Raw genomic sequence first — 25,154 nt, 5'->3', positions numbered from 1 at the left:
TGTTTCTATAATAACTTATATTTTTTTTGTAAGAAGGGTTGTGTGTCATAAATATTGTTCCTAGTGTAGAATTGCTCTTGTTTTCCTTTTTTCCTTTTCCCTTTTTTTCTTTTTTCTTTTTTTTCTTTTGTTTTATCAAGCCAAACTCTTCATAACTTCAGGCATATTATAGCCAACCTTCGCACCAGACCACAATTGATTAACCTCTCTTTTATAGTTAGCCACACCTTCGGTATCAGCAAAGGAATCAAAGGATGACATGTATTCAACTAACTTACTGATTTGTGCCTTGTCTAAATAGTGATAGCGGTCGTTGTTGGTGTCAATGCTGATGCAGATTTTTGCACTTTCATTGCTGTTGCTATTGGCAAAATAGTCTTCAATTAACACGCTGCCTTCTTGGTTGCGGTATTGTTTGGCGATGTCAACGCCGGTGTTGTCGCTTTGGTAATCGCTGTCGGCTTTATTGGGTTTTATTAACGATCGGTGTTTAATCAAAAGGTTGTTGTTGCTTTTGTAATACATGGTGTCTTGATAACTGTCTAAATCAAAAGCAATGTAATCGTCTTTATCGGTGATGATTGTGCTAAAGATGTTGTCGTTGCCAACGATGAATATATCGGCGCCTGTGCCACCAGTAACTTTGTTTTCTGTGCCGCCTAAATACAATAAGTCATCACCTGATCCTGCGTCAATCTTGTTGTCGCTTGAGTTTTTGTGCATATATAAAGAATCATCGCCGGCGTTTGCCATAATAGAAGACTGATGGCTGGCGACTTCTAGTTCGTCGTTGCCATCGCGTAGATAAACGATGTTTTTGTTGCCAAATACTTTGCCGTGGTCATTACCTTTGCCTAAGTCCATGACATTGTGAGCACCGATTAAAATGCCGATGTCATCGCCAGTGTGACCGTGAATTTTGCCATAATTGCCAGTGGACACTAGATAGTCATCGCCTTCGTTGCCGGTGATATAGGCGCCCTCTCCAAATGCCCAAAGTTGGTCTCTGCCGGTACCGCCAAACAAAGTGTTGTAGCGACCTGAGGCAACGCCAATGTCATCGCCTTCACCACCAATGAACATGTGGTTTTGTCCGACATACACGGCGCTGTCATCGCCTTGGTTGCCGCTGATGGTGTTGCCTTCGCCAATGACATAGGCGACATCATCGCCTTTGCCACCCCAGACATTGTTGTTGGTGCCCATGAGTGCAAATAGGTCTTTGCCGTCGCCACCCCATGCGAAGTTTTGGGCACCTATGTTGAAGAACAAATCGCCGTCATTGGACATAAAGCCAATGTCGGAGAAAAGCTCAAGTGCTTTGTCTTTTATGTTGGCAGAGTCTGTGGAGATGCTGCTGGATAGGGTTTCTGCCAGTTCTGGTAAACTGCTTAGGGTTTTGATTAGATTGGGTGTGAACATATTAAACAATGAGGGGAGTTTGAGACCGCTGAAGCCGAAGGCTTTGTTGCTTTTGTTCTTTTTGGATTCGCTGTCGTTGTCTCCTGTGTTTGTGTTGTTGTTTTCATCTTTGTTGTTTTCATTGTTATCATTGTTATTATCGTCGTCGTTATTGTCATCGTCGTCCTTATCTTTGTCTTTAATGCCTAATGCATCTAAAGTGTTTTCACCCATGTCTTTGAACGATTCTCCTCCAGCGACTAATGCCTTAACAATGCGTTCTGGTTCAGATAAGGCGGCAATGGAGTTGCTAAAGGTGTCAGATACGGTGCCTAGGAGTTCTTTTAATAAATTTGATAGGGATAAATCGGGGGTGTTGGCTACGGCTTTGTAGATGTGACCGAAGTTGGTGTATTTGTAACCCAGTATGTCGCCGAAGGTGATGTCTTTTGCTTGGGATGCCATTCCGTTGAGAATGCCGTTAATCAGTTTGGTTTTGACATTGCTGGGGGTGTAAGTAAAGGTGGTTTTGGGTTGGCCGTCTAAGGTGTAGCCTTGTTGCATAATGCCGAATAAGGAGGCGACGGTGGTGTCTAAAACAGAGGAGAAGGTATCGCCGAACATAAAACTAAAATTGCCGTTGCCAATGAGGATGTCGGAGCCTTGTCCGCCGATTGTGAGGTTTAAACTAAAGTTGCTGATGTGTTCTTTGAAGTTTTGCTTTGCTTGTTGGCGTTTGCTTTCACGCTGCATAAAGTTATTGGCTTGTTTGTTGAGTGCCATTTCTATGTCGTATTTTAACCCTCGGTCAGAGACTGCGTTTTGACCGCCACTGATTAAGATTTTCTCATAGTTGGTGTCGCTGGTTCTGTCTAAGGAACTCATGCTGGTGGCAAACTTCTTGGTTTTCTTCCAACTCCATAAGGCGTTTTGTCCAGAGTTGCTTATGTCTGCCATACCTTGTAAAGAGCCTAAGATATTGGCAGAGCCGTCAAAAGGATTGACAAATGGAATCATGGGGAAAGAAGGGTCGGTGGCAATGATTAGGTCGTTTCTAACGCCGTGGTTGACCACGACATTTTTAGTGCCTATTAAGATTTGCACACCTTCTAATGCACGATAGCCCCCTATTTCAACAAAACGACTGCTGTCGCCTATATCGCCGATGCTGACTAAAACATTGTTGCTGCCGTACATCAGTGTGTGGTGTGCGCCGTTGCCGACTTTGACATCTACATTGGTAGAGCCACCGAAGAGAGAGGCGTGGTCGCCACCGCCGATATCGATTTGCACATTGAGAGCGGGGGCGGACATACCGCCTGTTTTGGTGTTTTCATTGTCGTTATTGGCAGGGGCGTTGCCATTGGGTAATCTTCTGAGTTTGTTTTGATTAACGGAATTGGCAAAATCAGTTTGGCGTTTGTCGATATCGTCTAGTTTTTGTTTGGTTGTTTCTGTTTCCGATTCTGATTGCCCTTGCCCTTGTCCTTGTCCTTGAGCGTGCTTGTCGCTTGTTTCTTGATTTTCCGCACCTTGTGTGCTTTTGTCATTATCCAAGTCTTCGTTTAAGCGTCTACCATTGTATTTAATCAAAGTGCCTTCGTCGTTATACACTCTGCTAACCACAGCGCCAGTTGCGCCAAGACTGTAAACGGTTTTGGCAGCACTGTCTTTGTGCATCCAATTGCCTGCGCCTGTGTTTGAAGTTAGTTTTCTGCCGTTTTCATCAACAGCAACATAACTGCTTCTAACAGCAACAGGAGCTTTGATGTTTGATTGACTGAGTTTTTCGACCATTCTTCTGCCGTATTGACTGTCGTTATTGTCAGTAGGATTGTCTGATTCCATATTACAGCCAACGATGCTAATGCGTTGTATGTCTGCATTGCCTGCCAAGGCTCGATTGAGTTCGGTAATATTTGCACTTAATTCATCGGCAGTTCTGCCGCCCATGGTTTGTGCGCCGTCCTTCTCTCTGCCATAACCCACAGCCACCATTTTGACCTTGCCGGTAATATCCTCAAGATCAAGGCCGTAAACCACTTGATGGGTGCCGTCTTTTTGCATTTGCACAATGGTGGTTTGTGCGGGGTGTTTAGAGGCAAGTCTAAAGGTGCTGTCTCTAACATTGCCATCGGCTTCGGTTTGAATGAGGACTTGGTGGTCGTGGTTGGCTAGGCTGGGTTGGGGTTTTTGGGCTTCTGTGGTTAGTTTGTTGATTTGTTCTTGGCTTAAGTCGGCCCAGTTGTGGAGGGGGGTGTCTTGGTGGGGGGTGGTTTCGGCTAGGTGCCCATGTACCTTTATTTCGGGGTCTCCGGGGTTTTTTGATAATAATACTTTGTTGACCCCATCATAATAACACATACTAACTTTAACGCCAAGCTCTTGAACGAGGTAGTTAATTAGATCTTTACCTTGTTGCTCAGGTATTTGATATTCTGGGTATGTCGTAATTCTAACATTGTCAATAGAAGAATATCCAATCGCCCCTTCTGCTTTTTTTATTTGTAACAACGCTTCTTCTTTTGTGTAATCTTCGTCATGAATCTGCATATTTAGTAGAACATATGGATCAATTTTGGTTGGCATTGAAAGTAAAGGATGTTGAATATCGTTATCGTAAGTAAAATCAACCATATGACTCTTGTTTACATCTGAAAATTTGATGGAATATTGTGGAGCATGTACCAATACTTCATGATCAGGGGTATCTTTGTAACTAAAAACAGTCGTGCCTTTATGGCGTCCAGAATCAACATGCAATGTAATATTTGACTCAATGGAATCACCCATTGATCTTGCATATGTTCCATAGTCATGCATTGCAGTGGATGGCCTACCAACCCAATCCTGGCTTCCCATATTTATGTCTATTTGCCTCATTGTGGCATCTTGAGCTTTTAGTTGTTTTTGGAAATCTAATAATGCATCCAATGTGCTCATTCTTTTTCCAGCCTCAATACTCACTCTGAGTTCACCTTTGAAATCTTTCCAATTTTTATTTTTGTGCGTCTTAATTACTTTTGGTGCACCATGTTCATCAATAGTAAGCACTATATGATGCTTGTCATCTGGATAAGGGGCAGCGACTATTTCATTGCCTTCATTGTATTTCCAAGCGGTTTTATTGTCCTCAGAGTGATAGATTCCCGAAACTACCTGTCTGCCAGAATCATCCGTCTCTACATCACCTAGTCTAGAAGTAACTACGGGTCTGAAATCTCCTTTATTAAGTTCAATTAAGACATCTTTTCCATAATTATCGCCTGCATAACATCCCTTTATAGCAACTACTGGAATGTCTACAGTATTGGGAATAATTGACCTTAAAGCAAAAACATGTTTTGCCATATCTTTAGCTGTTCTTTCTCCCGTCTCCTTTTCAACATCGTCACCATGACCGACAAGCACAAGTTTAACTCTCTTGTTGTCTGGTATGCTTTCTAATTTGGGTCCATATAGAAGACGATAATTACCATATTTATCAAGTTGAATAAGTGTGGAATTGCCAAAGTGTTTTCCTGCTAGAAATGCCGTACTTTGGGCAATTATAATGTCATCTGTCAATTGCACAACAACTCTAAAATCATCATCATTAGCGAATGGCACATGGTATGTACCCACGACTTTTTCCTCGCCCCATGTGCTTAACACCAAGATCGGTAAAGTTTTGGTTTTAAATTCTTTTATTCTAGCCTGATCTGCCTCTTTAAAATATTCTAAATTTTCATGCAAATTGTCTATATATTCATTGGCTTCTGCCAATGCTGTGATTTTTTCGTCATCCCCCAAAGTGCTTGTTTTATTTGCTATGTCTTCAACTTTATTAAGAGTGGCATTTACCGATCTTGCTATTGTTTTTAAAGATTGATCTGTTAGTTGCTCTAATTGAGAATATTGATTTTTTTTGCTCAGTAATTTTTTATGGAAAGCAATCAATTCTGAAGTTTGATGCTCGGATTTCTTTTTAAGAATCTCTTTAAAATCTTCGTCCAGTTGCCTTTCTATTTCAAATTGCATGTTGGTAGCCAAACCATTTAAAGAAGCGTGAAATGTTTCCAAATGCTTTTTAATCTGAGTGTCTTCAGCTCCATCCAAATAGGCTTTTAATCTCGGCTCATGTTTCTCTATATAACTAACAATGTGGCTCAAGTCCTCAGGCGTCTTTTCATAATTAAGTTTTATTTCAATAAAGGCATTATGAATGTCGGTCAAAATTTCCTTGTCACTTTCGCTTACTAGTTTTATATCAAGGAGTTGCCTTTCCATTGATTTTATTTGCTCATCAAACTTGCCCAACGGATTTTCTAAAATGTCGCTATAGCGTTTAACCGTCTCCGTTTTTTGGGTAATCTCCCCTTTGTCATTATCCCAACTATAAATCGTTTTGGTACCGTCTGTTGTCATGGTCTTGGTGCCATCAGTATTTATTTGCACTTGTCCTGTTCTGCCGGTAATTTCTGTCTGTTGTAGAATAGCTGTGTTGTTGTAAGCAGCGTTGGCAAAGTTTCGAGTTAAGGCTTGATTAACACCATCGGTGTCGCATCCAACCAAAGCCATGCGTTTGATTTTGGTGTTGCTATTGCCGTAAGTTTGTTGTAGTATTTTGGCTTTGTTTGCTAATGATTGTGCACCCTCTCGGCTCAAGTTGGCACCGTGATCAACAAAATTGACACGAATATCACCTGTTGGGGTGTAGGCCTCGCCTTTTAGAGTAACAAGATTGCCGTTTTGGTCAAATTTAACGATAACACTGGTGTTGGGGTGTTTGTTAAACAAGGCATTAGCGGCTTCAATGACGGTAGTGTTGTCGCTATTTTGAACGATGACATTGCTTTTGTATCTTGTGCCGTCTAAATGTTGTCCGTTGTATTTGACCAGCACGCCGTTGCCGTCATACACTTTACTTTCTGCTTTGCCATTTTTGTCATAACCATAAACGGTTTTGGCTTCGCTGTCTTTGTGTTTCCAATTGTCCACCCCTGTATTTGAGGTAACTTTTGTGCCGTCTGGTTGAATACCAACATAACTACTTCTAACGCTTAAATCACCATTAATACCACCTTGATGGAGTCTTTGGATGACTTGTTTGCCGTATTGGCTGTCAGGATTATTGGTGGGATTGTTGCTTTCTAAGTTACAGCCTACAAGGCTAGTGCGCCCTATTGTGGTATTGGCTGGGTTTAGGTCTCGTTTAAGGGTGAGTATGTTGTCGCTTAATTCACTTTCATTTCTACCACCTAGTGTTTGGACGCCATTTTTTTCTCTGCCGTAACCCACGACTACCATTTTGACTTTGCCTGTAATATTCTCAAGGTCGGGGCCATGGACTATTCGGTAAGTGCCATCTTTTTGCATATGTACGATGGTGGTTTGTGTGGGGTGTTTAAAGGCGAGTTCAAAGGTGCTGTCTTGAACATTGTCAGCGGATTCGGTTTGGATTAAGACTTGGTGGTTATGATTGGCTAAACTGAGTTTGGTTTTTTGGGATTCTGCGGCTAGTTTGTCAATTTGTTCTTGGCTTAGGGTATTCCAGTTTTGCACAAGGGTGTCTTGGTGGGGGGTAGTTTCGGCTAGGTGTTGCGCTCCAGCAGAGAGAGGTTTTCTTACTTCACCGGTATTCTTAGCTTTTTTCGCCTCCCAAATAAGTTTTTCAGTTAGAAAGTCCCAGTTATGGATTATCTTTTTTCCATTACGCTCCATAGTTTTGCTGCCATCTTTATTGATCTGTATGTTGCCTTCTCTACCGGTAACCTCAACCCCTCTTAAATACGAAATTTCATAAAGTCGTTCGGCATATTCTTTGCTAAGATCCTTGCTATCGCTCCCAATCAGTGCAGCACGACTTAAGTAAGCATCATTGTCTAATGAGTTTACATCGTAGTGTTTTGTTATTTCGTTGGTATAGTCAGCTAATTTTTTGGCGCCAACTTGTTTAAAATCATCTTGACAGCCTACGATATTCAAACGCATACTATTGTCGGGAGTAAAGGCTACATCTTTTGGAAAAACCAGTGCACCTTCTGCATTCCGCGTAACAATAACACTTTCTTTAGGGTGTTTTGCAAATAAATTCTGAGCATCTGTTTTGGTTGCTTCGTCATTACCGAGTTGTAAAATAATGTTATATTTGTGTTTGTTATTGCTTCTTAGATTTAAAAACTCATGGTCCTCAAATGTATTTGAACGAAACTTTGCGTTGTCAGTTACACCCCAGCCTTGTTCTTTAGCAAATGTAGTGTAACTTTTACTTGCATCTTCACTTAGTATATTGCCGTCTTTGGTAATTACTTCAATAGTGGCAGCATTAAAATCCTCAAGATACTCTGGCTTTAAACTATGAACAACCGTTTTTTCGCCAGTTAAAGCATCATAGGTGACAATTATTTGATTTTGAGATTCTTGAGAATCTTTCAGCATTTTTTCTTTTAGTGCCGTATTAGCTTCCCACACTTCTTTGTCAATATAAACAATATGTTCTTGAAATTTATTAGAAAAATTTTTGTGGTATGAAAGAAAATTCGCCTCAGTTCTCTGTAAATTATGTAAGTTGCTTGCACGCTCGTTTCTGTCTAAGGGAAGGGGGTTATTTTTATCATATCCATTAACATCTGCTGGATCCATGATATACATTTGCCCATCATCGCCAATCATCCCTTGAAAATCAGTTACTGTAAGTCTAGGGTTATTCATAAACACTTTTAACAAATGTCTAATATCTTTTAAGCTTCTCTGGTTGCACATCCTAAGCGCTCTATCGCTAACAAAGGTGCTGCGCATTGCATGCTTCCCGACTAACAATAAATGCGCTGCCCCTTTGACTCTTTCTACAATAAAACCATGTTGTAAGGTTTTGTCGTCAACAAAAGAGAATTGTTTGTAGATCTTAGGTGTTTTTATGCCAAGATCATCTAATGCCTTTAAGAATTCTATTTCACCTGTGAGTTCACTGATTTTAAACTCTGGGCGTAATGCGATAAATGCCAAATTAGGATTGCCTTTCAAGGAATAGGCGAACTTAAAGGTGCCTGAGCCTATGGGGTTTTTGACATCCACCTCTTGATCGGTTAGCGTTTTAGGGAGGCCTTCTATATATTTATTATTTTCAGATAATTCTTCAGCGTCAGGACCTCCCAGCTTAAAACCATCTAACACTTTGGCTACACGCCTAGCATTCTCAGTTTCCCCAACAACTCTTCCTAAATAATGATTCCACTGGAGAATTATTTTCTTGCCATTTCTAGCCATGGTTTTAGTGCCATCTGTATCGACTTGAAAGTCGCCACGCCTTCCTGTTATTTCGGCATTCTCTAACATGGGTGTGTTGCTATAAACAGCTCTAGCAAAATCCCAAGCTAGTGCATTGTTAATACTATCAGTATTGCAACCCACTAAGGCAATGCGTTTAATGTTAGTATTATCGCCATAGGATTGATGGAGTATTTTTACTTTATCCGCTAAAGCTTGTGCGCCCTCTTGGGTTAAGTTCTTTCCGTGACCAACAAGATTGATACGGGTATCGCCTGTTGGGATGTAAGCCTCACCTTTGAGCGTAACAAGACGATTATTTTGTCCAAACTTAACGATGATGCTGTTATCAGGATGTTTTTCAAATAAAGCATTGGCGGCTCCAACCACATCTTTATCACTGCTATTTTGCACAATAATGTTACTTTTGTATCTTGTCTCATTCGGGGTTTGGGTGTTGTGTGAGACGCCTTCATCACTATAAACTTTGCTAACAATATTGCCTTTGGCATTAACACTATAAACGGTTTTGGCTATACCATCTTTGCGTCTCCAGCTCCCTTCTTCTGTGTTTGAAGCGCCTACATCAACAGCGGTATGAGTGCTTTCGGTGCCGACAGTGGTAACGCCTATTTGCCAAAGTTTTTGTAATACTTTGGTGCCGTAATTGCTATCATTGTTGTCAGTTGGATTGTCTGAGGATGTATTACAACCTACTAGGTCAACATGCTCTATGGTTGTAGTTCTTGGGTTTAAACCTTGGTTAAGCCTGACAATATTTGCCTTTAATTCATCAGGACTTCTGCCCCCCAGTTTGTGATTGCCGTTTTCTCCTTTTCTGCCGAAACCAACAACGGACACCTTTATCTTGCCTGTAATATCACGGAGTTCGGTGCCTTGAGTTGTTTGATAAGTGCCATCTTTTTGCATTTGCACGATGGTAGTTTGCCCTGGGTACTTGGCAAACATATCAAGAGCAGTGTTTTTTACATTATCATCATTTTCAGATTGGATAATGATTTGGTGGTCATAATAGAATAATTTGGATTTGGCTGTTTGAGATTCTGTTGCTATTTTATCAAGTTGCTCCTTACTTATATCGCTCCAATTTTTCCAGTTTTCCAGAAGTGCATCTTGATAAGGAGTGGCTTCGATCGGGTGAGTGGTTTCAGCTGCCGAATCATTCAGTGGGTTCTTTAAATAATCACTATAGCTTTTAACCGTCTCTGTTCTTTCTTTAATGTTGCCTTGGACTGTTTCATCCCAACTATAAACTTTCTTATTGCCATCTGCTATAGTCTTGGTACCATCTTCATTGATCTCTCCTCCTCTACCAGTTATTTGCGCATTTCTTAGTGTTGAAATATCGCCATAAACAGCTTTAGCAAAATTCTTGGTTAGGATCGGATCAACGCTAGTAGCATCGCAACCTACTAAGGCAATGCGTTCAAAATAAGTATTTTCATTGCCGTAAGTGTCATTAATTTGCTTGACCTTATCAACCAATTCATCCATGCTACTTTCGTCTGTCACAAAGTTTTCCCCATGATCAACAAAACTAAGTCGCACATTGCCATTAGGGGTATAAAGCTCATTATCTGCGGTGACTAATTTGTTATCAGCATCAAAATGAACAATGATGCTGTTGTCAGGGTGTTTGTTAGCAAGGTCTTGGGCAGCTTTAATTGCGGTGTCGCTATTGCCGTGTTGGACGATAATGTTGGTTCGGTAGTTGCTGAAACTTTCTGTGGATTTGCAACGAAAAATCATATCATTAGATATATTGGGCATATCTTTTACCAAAAGAGACATATTTGCTTGATCGAGAAAGTGATCGGTCTTATCAGATACTACTTCAATTCTATCAATTGGACGAGCATTTTTTGGTTGATACAACATAATGGGTTTAGCGGATTTATCCCCTAAGTTGTAACTGACAATAGCAAGATCTTGTTGTTTTTTTGCTTTATTTATTAATTTTTCTTCAAGCCCTGGATGTTCTTTTAGTAATGTTTCGTCAACAAAAATAGCATGCATTTTATTGTTTTCATTGAATTTTTTCAGAGAAAGCGTTGCTTTTTCATGTAATCTTTTAAGCCCTTTTATATTCTCACTTCTTGTATATTGATTAAAAGTGCTATCAGGCCGATGCATTGGCAAGGTAAAAGCCGCTGGGTCAAAGGTGTAAAGTCGCCCATCTTTACCCATTAGCATTTGAAAATCGGGAATATACAAATTCGGATTTTGCTCAAACTTGTCTAATAAATTTTGAATATCATTTAAGGTTCTTTTTGTTATATATCTTTTTTCCATTAAATCGGGTGCACCTATTGCTACAACGCCCATATTCTCAATGCGCTCAACAAGAATCCCATGGTGCTTTTGATGGTTCTGATCAATCATGGTGACGACTTTATAATATATCGGTGTTCTAATGCCAAGTTCTTGCATTTTATTAATCCAAATAACTTCATTTCTTAGGGTGTTAACTTTCCATTCTGCCTCATCTTGTAATTGTAAGAACAACAGATCAGGGTGGTCTTTTAAAGTATAAGCAGTTTTCATAGAGCCCTTACTAACCTGCTTGCTTATGTCGTTATAATCCAATGAATCAGGTATATCTGCAGGAGGTGTATCGCCTAATCCCAATTTTAAACTTGCTAAAATTTCGCCAATATGCGCAGAGTTTTCTGTCGTCCAAACAGTTTTGTTATTTTCATAATCCCAACTATGAATGATTTTTCGATCTAAATCACTCATCGTTTTAGAGCCATCTGCATTAATTTGCATATCGCCTGATCTGCCTGTAACGCTAGCGTCTTTCAAGTGTTCTCGTGTATAAAGGTGTTCAGCATAACGCCTGCTAAGGTCTGCGTTGTTACAACCCACTAGGGCGGCACGATTTAAGTAGGCGTGACTATCCACTGAATCTATCTTGTAGTGTTGCACCATTTCATCGGTGTAATTTGCTAATTTTTCAGCACCAACTTTTTCCAATTCTTCTGGATGCCCTACAATATTGATCCGCACACTCGAATCAGGTATAAATTCTTGACCGTCTGGAAAAACCAATTCACCTTGTTCGTTAAGCGTGACAACAATACTATTTTCAGGGTGTTTTTTATATAATGATTCAACGGCATTCTTGGTAATTTCATCTTCGCCAATTGACAAAATAATGTTGTATTTATTTTTGCCGTTGCTTTTAAGGTTTAAGGCTTCGTATCCCTCAGGGGTGTTTACGCGAAAAATAGGTTTTTTACCTTCCCTCCAGCCTTGTTCCTTGGCAAATTTAAGGCAATCTTCTTTCAAGTCAGCACTTTGATTTTTGGTGTCTTGGGTAATGACTTCAACAGTATCAAAAGTCAAACCTTGACTGTCACTTGGCTGGTGAACAACTTCTTTTCGACCTGTGGTAACATCATAAGTAACAATAACTTTATTCCCATTTTCCTCTGCATCACTTAACATTTGTTGCTTTAGTGTATCATCGGGTGATTCCCAAAGTTGTTTGTCAATATAGGCAAGATGATTGAGTTTTTTGTCGGTAAAGCGTTTGTTGTACTGTAAAATACCTTGTTCAAATGCTTGTAAAGCGTTTAACTGATCCGTATGACGCTTACTGCTTATATGGGTACTAACATCAAGTGGATCCATAATGTATAATTGACCATCTTCAGCAATAAGTCCTTGAAAGTCTAACACATATAAACTGGGGTTCTCTATAAATATTTTTTGCAAATGTTTGATATCTTTTAAGGTTTGGTTGTTACTATTGTTAAACCTTTCTGGATAAAATTGACTTGCTAATTTTATTTTAGCTTTATGCGACAACCTTACATCTTGTGCGCCTTTAATTTTTTGCACAACCAAGCCATTTTGCACAACTGAACTAGAACCTTTGGTATTAGATATATTGACAAATGTAATTCGCTTATAGCGTTTAGGTGTTTTCATGCCAAGAGAATCTAATCGCTCTAATAACTTTATTTCCGATTCAATGTTGGTGGCTTGACTCCGTTGTTTTAACAATAACACCAATAAATCAGGTTGATTTTTCAAATCGTGGGCAGTTTTATATGTACCCGAACCAATGAAACTTTCTGTGTTTACCTCTCTATTGGTTAATGTATCCGGAATGTTATCTATATTAATAGTGTTAGACGAATCTTCAGAATCTCCACCACCCAGTTTCAACCCATCCAACACCTCAGCCACCCGCTTAGACTCTTCAGTTTGCTGGGTAACGATATCCAAATCAGCATTCCACTGATAAATCATCTTTTCACCCCCCACAACCATGGTCTTGGTACCGTCTGAGTTGATTTGTATATCTCCATGTCTGCCGGTTATTTCGGCACTTTTTAGTGCGGGGGTGTTGTTATAAATGGTCTTGGCGAAGTTGCGGGTGAGGTCTTGGTTGGCGCCGTCGGTGCTGCATCCTACTAGGGCGATGCGTTTGATGTTGGTGTTGCTGTTGCTGTAGGTTTGGTGGAGTGTTTGGGCTTTGTTTGCGAGTGATTGTGCGCCTTCTTGGCTTAGGTTGGTGCCGTGGTCGACAAAGTTAATGCGGGTGTCGCCTGTGGGGGTGTAGGGGGCGCCTTTGAGGGTGATGAGGTTGCCGTTTTGGTCGAATTTGACGAGGATGCTGGTGGTGGGGTGTTTGTTGAATAAGGCGTTGGCTGCTTCGATGACGGTGGGGTCGTTGCTGTTTTGGACGATGATGTTGCTTTGGTATTTGGATGTTTTTTGGGTGGATTGGGGGTTGGGTTGGGTATTGGGTTGGGTGCTGGGGGTTGTTGGGGTTGGGGTGAAGGGTAGGCCTCTTTTTGCGAAACTGTGTCTGGTGAGCCAGTTTGCGTGGAGTCTGGTGTTGGCTCTGTTGGTGGTGATGGCTTGTTGTAGTTGGGCGACGATGGCTTGGGTGTCGATGTCGTCGTCGGGGTCGTCGTCGGTGTTGACGGTGTAGGTGTTGTTGAGGGTGTCTTCAACTAGGGTGTTGATGGATTTGCCGTTGGCGATGATGTGGTATTCTATGCGGGTTACTTCGATGTCGTTTTCTTGGCCGTAGAGGTATTCTATTTGGTTGGTGGTGGTGTTGTAGTAGATGACAATGTCGTGTTTTGTTTTGAGTTGCATTGCTAGGTCAACATTTGCGTTGGATAGGCCGGTGATGATAAAGATTTGAGGTGCTTGGGAGGAGGGTAAGTTTTGGGAGGAGGGTAAGTTTTGGAAGAAGTGGTGATTGATTGTGGGTTTGAACCATTTTTGTGCTGTTTGGGTGTTTTGTTCTTCTTGGGTGTTTTGGGGGTTGTTGGGGTTATTGGGATTGTTGGGGTTGTTGTTATTGGTGGAGGTGCCTGTTCTAGAGTTGTTGTTAAGTTGGTAATTGCCAGAGGTTTGGTCGAAGGTGTCGTTGTCGCCTAGAGGGTTGGTTGTTGAGGTGGACATTTTGGCTTTTATTGAGAGTGAGGATTTGTTGTCGTCAAACATTTGGATGTTGGATATTTGGGCGCCGATGTCGTGTAAGGCGCTGTTTGAGAACAGTTTGGTGTTGGCGCTTAAGATTTGGCTTGAGGTGTAGAGTAAGGTGCCTTTGGTTGCTTGGTCGTTGGCTTTGATGAGGTAGTAGTTTATGGTTGTGTTGTCTCGTTCTATTTTTAGATAATCGCCTGCTGAGTAGAGGTATTGGTCGGTGGGGAATTCTTTGACGCATTGGTTGTTTTCGTAGACGGCGTTGATGTTGCCGGTGTTGTTGATGTGGATGGCAAAACTTGTTGTTGGGTTGTTGTTGTCGTTATTATTGTTGTTGCTGTCGCTGTTGTTGTTGGTAGACAATCCAACCATTAGGGCTTTGTTGTTGCTGCCTATTTTGACGATAACGCTGCCATTGTCTGTAAAGCCTTTGGCGGAGGTGATGTTGGTGTTCCAGCCGGTGTTGGCGGTTTTTTCGTAGAGGTTGCCGGTGTGGATTATGTTGTTGCTATTGTTATTGTTATTGGTGTTGTCGTTGGTGCTGGTGTTGCTGTTGTTAATGTTAAAGTTGGTGTCAAGGGGGATGTTGGCGAGTTCTATGGAGCGGGTGATGTTGCTGAAGTTGATGTTGTTGCCGTGTGTGTCTTTGACATCGATGAGAATGATGTCGTTTTTGTTGTCGATGTCAAAATCTTTGGCGTTGATTTGGTCGTTGATTGTAACGGTGTGGGTGAACTCTAATGTGTTGGTGATTGTGCCGTTGGTGCCTGTGAGGAAGAAGGCTTTGTTGGCGATAATAATTTTGTTGCTGCCGACTTTGGCGAGGGTAACGGCTTCGTCTAGGGTTAGGGTTACTTTGATTTCGTCGCCAACATTGAATTCGCCGTTGCTGTCGGCAACATCTCTGTTGATGTGCCAAGCGTTGTTTTTTAGGGGTTCTGGGGCGCCGGAATCGATGGATAGGTTTGAGTTTTTGCCAAAGATTTCAATTTCACGGAAGTTTTGTGCATCGCCGCTAAAGGTGAGTTTGACTTGGTCGAAGATAACATAGGTTGCGGGGGTGATGGTGACAATGTTGCCGGCATTGCTGATGGTGCGGCTGAGTACCACGACGCCGTCTTTGAGGAATTCAACGACTGAGCCGTTGATTCTGTTGGTGAAACTTTCACGGTTGTAGAGTTTAAAACTGCCGTTGCTGTAGTTGGCTGCGCCAAAATCAAACAAAATGTGTTTGCCGTCGGCATACATGGGGTGTGTGGCATAATCTAGGGCACCGCTTGCACTGGTGTTGCCATCGGTCATGCGTTGAATGTTGGTGGCGGCGTCATCGGTGTACCAACTGCTAACATTGGTGCTGATGGTTGCCAATCCTTGTTTGCTGAGGCTTAGGTTTTGTATGTTGGGGATGATGTCTATGCTGTTGGGAACCTTGCTAAGGTTGATGTTGTTGCCGTCTGTGTCTTTGATGTCGATTAGGACAATGTCGTTGTTTTTGTTGTTAATGTGAAAGGCGGTATCAATTTTGTCGTTGACTTGAACGGTGTAAGCGAACTCCAGGATGTTGGTGATTTTGCCGTTGACGCCTGTTAAGAGGAATTCTTTGCCGGCAATGATGACTTTGTTCTTGCCGACATTGGCGAGGGTGATGCGTTTATCTAGAGTTAGGGTTACTTTGATTTGGTCGCCGAGGGTGAAGACGCCTTTGCTTATGTTTTTGCTTTTTTTGGTGTTGTTGTCGTTGTCGCTGTTGTTGGGTATGCTGTTGGTGTGCCAGGCGTTTGTGATGGGTTTGGGGGCGTGTACATCGATGGAAAGTGCTGAATAGTTGCCGCTAAATATTTGCATTTCTGACAATGTGGCGCCGACATCGTGGAAGGCGCTGTCTAAGAACAATTGGGTGTTGGCATTTGAGGTTTTTTTGGAGGTGTAAAGTAAAGTGCCTTTGGCAAGGGGGCCGTCGGCGGCTTTGATGTGGTAATACTTTATGCTGGTGCCTGAGCGAACGACTTTCATGTAGTCGCCTTTGGCGTAGGTTACGCCTGTGCAGTATATGCGTTCGCTGGATTCATAGACGATAAGTGTCTTGTTGGTGCCGGGGTCGGCGTATAGGGCGTAATCTAGGCTGTCGTAAGAATTGTTGCTGTTGTTGCTTGATAGGCCGAGCATTACTTTTTTGTTGGATGCGCCAATTTTGGCGATGACATAGCCGTCGTTAACAAAACCTTTGGTGGAGGCGACATCGGCATTCCAGTTGGCGTTGGCGGTTTTTTTGTAAACGCCGTTGATGTGGGTTATTCTATTATTACCGCCAATGACAAAGTCGGTGTTAAGGGATGCATTGGCGAGTGAGACGGCGCCGGTAATACTGCTGAAGTTGATGTTGTTACCGTCGGTGTCTTTGATGTCATTTAGGACAATGTCTTTTTTACTGTTGATGTTAAAATCTTCGGCGTTGATGTTGTCATTGGCTTGTACGGTGTAAGTGAATGTTAGGGTCTTGGTGGTATCGCCGTTGGTGCCTGTTAAAAAGAAGTCTTTGTTGGCGATGGTGATTTTGTTGCTGTCAACTTTGGCGAGGGTAACGGCTTCGTCTAAGCGTAAGGTTACTTTGATTTCATTGCCAACGGTAAAGGCGCCACCGCTATCGGCAATGTCTCTATTGATACGCCAAGCGTTATGTTTTAGGGGCTCTGGGGCGCCAGCGTCTATTGATAGGCTGGCGTTTTTGCCAAAGATTTCAACTTCACGGAAGTTTTGTAAATCGCCACTAAAGGTGAGTTTGACTTGATCAAAGACAATGTCACTGCTGGGGGTGATTTCAATAACATTGCCAGCATCGTTGATGGTGCGGATGGAAACCACGACGCCGTCTTTGAGGAACTCAACGACTGAGCCGTTGATTCTACTGGTTAGGATTTTGCGGTTATACAACTTAAAACTGCCGTTGTTGTAATTAACCCCTTTAAAATCAAATAAGATGTGTTTGCCATCGGCATTTTTTGGATGTGTGGCATAATCTAGTGCACCGTTTGCACGGGTGTTGCCATCGGTCATGCGTTGAATGTTGCTGTTGGTGTTGTTGGCATACCAGCGGGTGATGTTGGTGGTGATTGTTGCCAGTCCTTTGTTGTTAAGGGCAAGGTTTTGGCTGTTGGGGGTGATGTCTATGCCGTTAGAGAGGTTGCCAAAGTCGATGCTGTTGCCGTCTGTGTCTTTGATGTCGGTTAAGACAATGTCGTCTTTGTTGTCAATTAAAAAGGCGCTGTTGATTTTGTCGTTAAGTTGAACGGTGTAAGCAAACTCTAAGGTTTTGGTAACGGTGCCATTGGTGCCGGTTAAGAGGAATTCTTTGCCAGCAATAATGATTTTGTTACTGCCAACTTTGGCTAAGGTAACGGCTTCATCGATGTTTAGGGTTATTTTAATTTCATTGCCAAGGGCAAAAGCACCTTGGTCGTTAACAGTACCACTGATGTGCCAAGCGTCCTTGGTGGGTTTGGGGGCGTAAACATCCACTGAAAATGCCACATGACTGCCACTAAATATTTGCATGTTTGATAATTTGGCACCTGCACCATAAAGAGAACTGTCTAAAAACAATTGGGTGTTGGCATTTGAGGTGTTGTTTGAAGTGTAGAGTAAGGTGCCTTTGGCAAGTGCGCCGTCAGCTGCCTTAATGTGGTAGTACTTGATGGTGCTGCCTGATCTGGCGATTTTTATATAGTCGCCAACGGCATAACTCACTTGTGTGTCTTTTTTGTAATGACCTTTTTCATAGATTAAAAAGGTATTGTCGGACACATACAAAGCATAATCCATATTATGGGTGCTGTTGTTGGTATTGACACTTGAGAGCCCTACTCTCATGTGTTTGCCAAGGGAGCCAATCTTGGCGATGGCATAGCCATCATTGGTAAAGCCTTTGGCGGAAGTGACATTGGTGTTCCAATTGCTTGCAAGGATTTTTTCATACACGCCATCTGTGTGTGTTATGGTGCTCAAGTTAGGCAAAACAAATGAATGAAAACTGGCAATAAGAGGTTTGGTGTTAATAACAAGGTCGGTGTCAATCAATTTGTTGCTCAGTCCAACAGGGCTGGTGGCATTGCTCATATCCACTGAATTGCCTTTGTCATCTACCACGCCTGTTAAAAGAACATCGTAACGCATACTGGTGGCAATCAGTTTGTCGTTGGCTTGAATGGTGTAGGTAAAATCTAAGGTATTGGTAACGGTGCCGTTGGTACCTGTTAAAAGGAATTCTTTGCCAGCAACCACGATTTTATTGCGACCGACATTGGCAAGGGTAACGCGTTTGTCTAAAGTGAGTGTTGCTTTGATGGTATCGCCAATGGTAAAGATGCCTTTGCTGTTGGCGGGTTCGCAGTCTATGTGCCAAGCGTTGGTAGTGGGTTTTGGTGCGTAAACATCGACGGAAAGAGTGGGTTTGTTGCCACTTAATATTTGCATCTCTGATAACTTAGCACCTATGCTGTGAAAGGCACTGTCTAAGAACAATTGGGTGTTGGCATTTGAGGTTTTGCTGGAAGTGTAAAGTAAAGTGCCTTTGGCAAGGAGACCGTCAGCGGCTTTGATGTGGTAATACCTTATGGTGGTGCCTGAGCGAACGACTTTCATATAGTCGCCAATGGCATAAGCAACACCGGTGTCTTTTTTACGATCGCCATTCTCATAGATGACAAACTTACTACCGATACCGCCATCTGCATACAAAGCATAATCTATGCTGCCGTAAGAATTGTCGGTGTCGTCACTGGAGAGTCCAAGCATCATGCTTTTGCCAAGGGCGCCAATTTTGGCGATGACATAGCCGTCGTTAACAAAGCCTTTGGTGGAGGTTACATCGCTGTTCCAGCCGGCATTGGTGGTTTTTTCATAAACGCCGTTGGTTAAGGTGATGCGTTTATCACTGCTGATGGTTAGGTTGTTGTCAAGTGAGGTGTTAGACAGTTTGACGGGGGTGGTGTAGGTGATGTTGTCAAAATTAATGTTGTTGCCGTCGCTGTCTGTGACATTGTTGAGAATAATGTCGTTTTTGTTGCTGATGTTAAAGTACTGGGCGTCAATTTTGTCGTTGATTTGAACGGTGTAAGTGAATACCAGTGTGTTGGTAACGGTGCCATTTTCACCGGTTAATAAGAAGGCTTTGCCAGCAATCATAATTTTGTTGCTGCCAACCTTGGCTAAGGTTACGGCTTCGTCTATGGTGAGGGTTAATTTGATTTTATCGCCGAGGGTGAAGACGCCGTTGTTATCGGCGGTTGTGGTGTCTATTTGCCATGCGTTGGTGCTGATGGGTTTGGGTGCGTAGACATCTACTGAGAATGGCAGATGATTGTTGCTGAATATTTGCATTGCTGACAATTTGGCACCTACGCTGAGAAAGGCGCTGTCTAAGAACAATTGGGTGTTGGCATTTGAGGTTTTTTTGGAGGTGTAAAGTAAAGTGCCTTTGGCAAGGGGGCCGTCGGCGGCTTTGATGTGGTAATACTTTATGCTGGTGCCTGAACGAACGACTTTCATATAGTCGCCAATGGCATAAGCAACACCGGTGTCTTTTTTACGATCGCCATTTTCATAGATGACAAACTTACTGCCGATACCGCCATCTGCATACAAAGCATAATCTATGCTGCCATAAGAATTGTCGGTGTCGTCACTGGAGAGTCCAAGCATCATGCTTTTGCCAAGGGCGCCAATTTTGGCGATGACATAGCCGTCGTTAACAAAGCCTTTGGCAGAGGTAACATCGGCATTCCAGCCAGCGCCAGAGGTTTTTTCATAAGTGTCGTTGGTGCGGGTTATTCTGTTGCCACCGCCGATATCAAAATTGGTGTCAAGTGATGTTTTGGAGAATTGTATGGGGCTGGTAATACTGCTGAAGTCGATGTTGTTGCCGTCTGTGTCTTTAACATCAGTTAGGGTGATGTCGTATTGGTTATCGATATTAAAGTCTTTGGTGCCTATTGTGTCGTTTGCTTGAATGGTATAGACAAATTCTAGGGTGTTGGTGCTGGTGTTGTTTTCACCGGTTAATAAGAAGGCTTTGCCAGCAATCATAATTTTGTTGCTGCCAACTTTGGCTAAGGTAACGGCTTCATTTAAGGTGAGGGTTACTTTGATTTTGTCGCCAATGGTTAGGATGTTGTTTGTGTTGTTTGTGTTGCCTGTATTGTCTGTGTTACTTGTGTTGTCTGTGTGGCTAGTTTCGCCTTTTATGTGCCAAGCATCGGCAATGGGTTTTGGTGCGTGTACATCTATGGTGTATGGGCTTATGTTGCTTAGTCCCTTGACTAGCTTTACATGGGTAAGAGTAAGGTTTTTGTCTTTAATGGAGGTGTCAATGTGTAGTGCTGAGGTGGCGGATATGCCGGTTTGGGTGGCGAGTATGCGGAGGGTGTTGCCGTTGTGGTCGAGGTGGTAATAGCGAATGGTGGTGCCGTGGCGTTCAATCTTAATTTGGTCACCTGCTTGGTAGCGATAATTTAAATCGGTGTATTTGGTGTTGTTGTTGCGGACATCTTTTATTTTGTTGTTGTGAATAAAAACGGCGTGTTCAATGGTTTTGTAACTGCCGTCTGGGTTGTCGGTGGACAGGCCGAGCATCAAGCCTTTTCTGGCAGAGGTGGCGTTTAGGGTAAAAATGGCATAGCCATCGCCGACAAAACTTTCTTGAGAAAAGGCATCGGTATTCCAAGAGGCATCGCTTGATTCTTTGCTAATGGTATAACCTTGGAATGTATTGCCAGATACGCTTAAGTTGCGTTGGTCAAATTTAGTGGCAATGGTGTTGTTGAGTGAGATGGGGTAAATGATGTTGGTAAAAGTAGGCGGATAGCCGTCGTTGTCAGAGATGCCACTGATAATGAGATCGGAGAAGGATTGAATGGCAAAACTTTTGCCTTGGGTAAAGGCATCGTTGATTTGAACGGTGTGTTCAAAGATTAATTGTGTGTTTTTTACTGTGATTTCATCTGGATTGGTAGAGGGGTCGGCAAACCCTTTGTTGGCACAAAGGGAGAAGACCAAGCCGTTGATGATGACCTTGGAGTCGGCAGCGTATTTTGCTTTGCCTTCTTGGTATTTCATGGCTCTGTCCATGGTTAAGGCAATCATGACTTTGTCGCCTATTTCAAAAACACTTTTGGTGGCTGGGTGTTGGCTTGTTGGATAGACTTTCATGGCAACTAAGGCAGGTCCTTTTTGCTTGATGGCTTTGCTGCCGATTTCTTGATTTTTTAGATGGGCATCGCCCAAGCGTTGACTGGCGCCTTGTTGTTCCTTTTGTTGGTGTAATTGATTCTTTTGGTTGCGTTGTTTGACATTGTTGAGCTCTTGTTGTGTTTTGCTTTTGCTTTTGTCAATGCCACCTTTGCTGTTTTCGATGTCTTGATTGGCACCGTTTGTTATTTTGTCGGTGTTGCCGAATTGTGTATAACTGTTGTGGTAATCGCTTTGTCCACTTTGGTTTAGTTCGTCGAGTCCGGTGGAATGTGTTTGACTTTGGTTTTGACCTTGTCCTTGTCTTTGGCTTTGAGTTTGAGTTTGAGTTTGAGTTGGTATTAAACTATTGTTGTTATTGTTTAAAAAGGCTGTTACTGTTTGTGCGTCATGATTGGCGTCTTCTTCGTTGACTCGTGTATCGGATTTTAAAGTGTTGACGGTTTGCTTGTCTTTGCTTGATTGGGTGTCTATATCTGAATCTTCGTTGGCGTCTGTGTCTTGGTATTGTGATTGGTCAATGTCTTTATTGGCAGAGTTTACATTTTGGGTGTATTCGGTTTTTGTTTTGGGGGTGGAGTGGCTGGTGCCACGGAGTTTGGTTGTGTCTGCTTCATCGCCGTTGATGACTGTGCCGATGGTTTGGCTGACTAAGACACTTTTGGCGGTTTCTTTTAAGTTAGACAGCATGCCTTGCATTAGGGCTTTCATTTTGGCGGTAACGCTTTGTTTGTTGGTGCGTATTTCAATCATAGCGCCGTAGAAATCGCCGTCGCCGATTTTGACAGTGATGTTGCCTTTGCCTGCGGCTAAGGCGACATTCATACCATCGCCATAGCGTACATTGATGTTGTAATCGCCTTTCATAACAGCGACATTAACACCGTGTCCGACGCGGGTGTTGAGGTTGTATTTGCCAATCAAAGCGTTGACGGCGATGCCATCGCCAACAAGGGTGTTGACATTGAATTTACCGATGGAAAGCCCGACATGGAAGCCGTCGCCGACTTTGGTGGTAATGTTGGCTTTGCCGATGGCAACCATTGCGCTGTGGCCAGAGCCGACTTTGGTTATCAAATTGCCTTCGCCAATGCCAATTTGCAAACTGTCGTTGTCGCCAACTGAGGTGAGTATATTAAGTCGACCGATGCCAGCTTGTATGGTTTGACCGAGACCGACTTTGCTGATGACATTAGCATCGCCAATGCCAACACCTAGCATAGCGCCATTACCGACATGGGTAATGATATTGGCTCGGCCTACAGCAAATGTGACCATACTGCCTTCGTTGTTGCTACCGAGTAATGCAGCGCCAGTGGCTTTGAGTGCGTCAAAGCCTGATTCTAAGAATTTTTGTGGGGCAGAGAAGATGTCTCCTCTTGGGAACAGACGATGTCTTTCTAAAACGGGGTCTGAAACGATAGCGTCAAGTGGGGACACGGTAACGCTGAAGTCTGCCAATGAAGAGATTCGGGTAACGATGTTTGCTTGGCCTATTACTAGGCTAACGGTGTTGCCATCGCTGCTGCCTGCTAAATTAATATGGGTCACAATATTGGCTTGGCCGATGGCGGCTGTTATTAGATTGCCTGCGCCAATCTTGGTAACAATATTGGCTTCACCAACGGCAAATGCAACTGAGAATCCATTGCCGATATGGGTAAAAATATTACCCCCTCCAATCATGGTTGCTAAGGTGGTGCCATTGCCAACTTTGGTAAAGACATTGGTACATCCGCCTATCATTAAAGCGGCACTAAAGCCGTTGCCAATGTGGGTGAAAACATTGGCAGTGCCTGCAAGCATGATTGCGACTGAGGCGCCGTTGCCAATTTTAGTGAAGATATTGGCTTGTCCCCCTATCATCAATACAGCACTTGGGCCATCGCCAATGTGGGTGAAAATATTACCCCCTAATGAAAACATAACTGCCAATGTAGCACCGTTGCCAACTTTGGTGAAAAAGTTAGCACCTGTGGATATCATTAATGCAGCAGTCATGCCGTTGCCGACATGGGTGAGGACATTGCCAGTGCCAAACATACCGACAATAACATCGCCATCACCGACTTTGGTGGCAATGTTGCCTATGCCTAGCATAAGTAAATAAACATTGCCATTGCCGATGTGGGTAACGACATTGGCAAGACCGAACAACAGGGCTATTATATCGCCATTACCTGATTTGGTAATAACATTGGCGCCGCCAAGCATTCTGGTTTGAATATCGCCATCGCCGATGTGGGTGAGGACATTGCCACCGCCATACATAGATATGTTAATGTCGCCATTGCCGTCTTTGGTAACCACATTCAAACCGCCGAGTAAAGAGCCGCTAATGTCGCCTGTAGAAAAATCAGTGAAGACATTGGCACCAGCCAAAAGATGGAGTATGGAATCTCCAGTGCCCTCTCTGGTGATGATATTGGCACCACCGAACAATTCAGCACTTAAGGTGCCGTGTCCTTTGTAGGTAACAATATTGGCTATGCCAATACCTGTCAAACTTAAATCACCTTTGCTAACATCTACATTGACGATATTGCCTAGAGAGATAAGTATTAAATTTGTATCGCCACGACCGTATCTGTCTATTTTGTTTAAACGGAAGCCGCCGAGTTTTGCTTTTAATTTGCCATCTGTTGACCAAGTAACGATATTGCCACCACCTAAGATGGTTAAATCTCCATTGCCTTTTATACCAGAACGGGTAATAAAGTTACCACCGCCACCGCCTATAAAGGTCATATTGCCATAATCCCCTGTGTGATCAACTTTGTTGATAACGCCAATGCCTTTAAACGAAAGGTTGCCATTGGCAGAATGTTTGACAACATTGGCACCGCCACCGCCAATAAAGTCGGTGTTGCCATATTCGGCTGTATTGATAACATGATTACCTATGCCCACACCTTTGAAGAAGACATTGCCTTTGTATCCGCCTCGTCGTTCTACTTTGTTGTATCCACCAATGCCTCTAAAGTTAATGTTGCCTTGGTGCGTGATATTGGTCACTTTGTTGTAAAAGCCTGCACCTGTGAAAACAATGTTGCCTGAAATGCCTCGTCGTTCTACTTTGTTGTAAGCACCTATGCCACTGAAATAAATATTGCCTTGGTTGGCAGTGTTGGTCACTTTGTTTAACGCACCAGCACCTTTGAAATGAATAGTGCCACGCTCTCCACCTCGTCGCTCCACCACATTCGACATACCAGCACCTGTGAAATCAATATTGCCATACTTGACATCGTTGATCACCCTATTTGAAATACCAATACCTAAAAATGAAATATTACCTGTATTGCCATGACGATACACATCGTTACTTGCCGCTGCACCATCAAAATTAATATTGCCCGATCGACCCGTATGTCGCAAAGTCATTGCTCCAGAAAGACCCGTCACAGACATATTGCCCCAATCGCTTTTATTGATATTCATAAGGCCAGCAGCACCATAAATACTCAAGTCTCCCCAAGTGTCATAAACATCAAGCTTTAAACTGGCAGCATAGACCGTGTCATTCCCCCCATGCATATAAACACCATCCCCCCATACGGCAAAACCAAGCGCAGTTAGTGTGTTATCGCCATCATCTCCAACATAACTACCGGTTACAAAGTATACAATGCTGTCGACAACGGATCTGAATATGTTTACTACGGAGCCCATGAGAGCCTTGGGTTTGTGGGTGAATATAGAGGGTTAAAAGTGGGTTTTTGATAATAACTTGTGTTTCTATAATAACTTATATTTTTTTTGTAAGAAGGGTTGTGTGTCATAAATAT

Annotated in this window: 1 protein-coding gene; it reads right to left on the bottom strand. The window is 42.8% G+C overall.

Features of this window, described 5'->3' with window-relative positions:
• Positions 1-135 precede the first annotated feature (135 nt).
• Positions 136-25,038, bottom strand: coding sequence for a C80 family cysteine peptidase (locus MS2017_RS05330; protein ID WP_122951508.1), 24,903 nt, complete (start codon positions 25,036-25,038; stop codon positions 136-138).
• Between the last annotated feature and the right edge of the window lie 116 nt (positions 25,039-25,154).

The sequence above is a fragment of the Bathymodiolus thermophilus thioautotrophic gill symbiont genome (genome assembly GCF_003711265.1).
Lineage (GTDB): Bacteria > Pseudomonadota > Gammaproteobacteria > PS1 > Pseudothioglobaceae > Thiodubiliella.
This window is presented reverse-complemented; position numbering and strand designations above follow the sequence as displayed.